Here is a 1,724-nt window from a genome sequence, read left to right as displayed (position 1 = left end):
GCTTACCCGGAAACAGCCACCCTTCCGGCCGCGCCTCGCGCCAATAGGTGCGCAGCAGCTCCAGCAATCCCGGCGAGAGCATAACCTTGCGGTCTTTCTGGCCCTTTCCCTGCTCGACATGGATCAGCATGCGGTCGCTGTCGATGTCGTCGATTTTGAGGTTACAGACCTCGGCGGCCCGCAGACCTGCGCCTTAGGAAATGCTCAGTGCAGCGCGATACTTCAATCCCGGCCCTGGTGTGGCCATCAGAATATCAGACACTTCCTCGCCGCTGAACACCACGGGCAACCTGCGCGGCTGTGTGCGGAACTGCTTGTAGCGCTTCATCTTGTCTTATCCTGAACCTGGCTCTTGTGCGATACAGGAGCCGTCGTCCGGCACGGCATTTATGCCGGGCGACGGCGAGGGTCGGATCGTTTCCTTCTTGGTCGTGACGGACCGTCGAGGAGTAAGGTCGCCCTCGTCTTTTCTAATGACCTGAACGGATACTTGGGCTTGGGGCCCGTATGACAAGACAAGGTGGAAAAGACACATGAACAATACCATTGGGATCGATATTTCTAAAGACACACTTGATGTGTATCGTTTGACAGATGGTCAACATAGGCAGTTTCTCAATGGAAAGGCCGGGCATACACAGCTGCTCAAGTGGATTAAATTGCGGCCGGGGCAGCTGGTTATCTTTGAGGCAACGGGTGCGTATCACCGACAATTGGAGCGAGCGCTTGGCAACCAATCCGTCCCATTTGTCAAAGTGAACCCAAAACAGGCGCGTAGATTTGCCCAGGCCAGTGGGAAACTGGCAAAAACAGATCGTGTTGATTGCGAGATGTTGGCGAAGATGGGTGCCGCATTACAACTCGTGCCTCAACCTCCTTTCGCAGAAAGTTTGTATGATCTGAAAGAGTTATTGTCTGCGCGGCGGGCGCTCATCAAAGACCGTACAGCAGCCAAGGCCCGCAAGGCTACGGTTTCTAACGCTCTGGTAAAGCAGCAGCTCGAAAAACGCCTACGCCAAATCGAAAGTGATATTGAAAAAATTGATGCGTTGATGCTGGAATTGGCGCGCCAAGATCAACACATGGGTGAACGACTGGATATTCTCTTCAGCATTCCCGGAATTGGAATGATCACAGCGCTTATGATCCTCGTGGATATGCCCGAAATTGGCACGCTGGGTAACAAACAGGTCGCCAGTCTTGCAGGGGTAGCACCCATGTCACAAAGCTCGGGAAAATGGCAAGGAAAGGCGCGGATACAGGGTGGGCGTCCTAACTTGCGCAATGCCATCTTCATGCCAGCGCTTGTCGCGATCCGGTTCAATCCAGATCTGAAAGCCAAGTACAATCATTTGGTGGCCGCTGGGAAAGAGAAAAAGGTAGCCATCACGGCTGTCATGCGCAAACTGCTTGTCCTCGCTAATGCGCTCCTACGAGATCAGCGAAAATGGGCTGAAAAAGTAACTTGACCAAGACGGATACTCCTCGCTTGCAGCATCATGCTACTGTTGCGCGGAAAATTCACCTATCCCTGCTGTTCATTTTTCCCGAGCCACCTCTTTGGGCGTCGTGCTGAACAAGTGTCGCTACATGGAGCGGGACGCAGCCCATAGTTGTGGAGCCTAAAACTGATCTTATTATAGTCTCTATAGTCACAAAAAGGGCCGGCAATACCGGCCCTTTTCAGTAGATTGCGACCTAAAAAATTAGGCTGCTTTTGGGGC

Annotated in this window: 1 protein-coding gene and 1 pseudogene; one reads left to right on the top strand and one right to left on the bottom strand. The window is 52.9% G+C overall.

Annotated features, from left to right (window positions below; all coding sequences use genetic code 11):
- Positions 1–334: pseudogene (locus V7660_RS17305) on the bottom strand (tyrosine-type recombinase/integrase); the annotation flags it as partial.
- A 199-nt stretch (positions 335–533) separates the two neighbouring features.
- Here V7660_RS17305 and V7660_RS17145 point away from each other — a divergent pair.
- Entirely contained in the window at positions 534–1,469 is a 936-nt protein-coding gene (locus V7660_RS17145; protein ID WP_335604270.1) for an IS110 family transposase, read from the top strand.
- Positions 1,470–1,724 lie beyond the last annotated feature (255 nt).

Origin of the sequence: Hyphomonas sp., from assembly GCF_036964145.1 — a bacterium.
In the GTDB taxonomy this organism is placed as follows: Bacteria; Pseudomonadota; Alphaproteobacteria; order Caulobacterales; family Hyphomonadaceae; genus Hyphomonas.
This window is presented reverse-complemented; position numbering and strand designations above follow the sequence as displayed.

What these genes read in the sequence shown, in the direction of transcription:
- V7660_RS17145 (WP_335604270.1), top strand. Translation starts at nt 534, where the DNA reads ATGAACAATACCATTGGGATCGATATTTCTAAAGACACACTTGATGTG.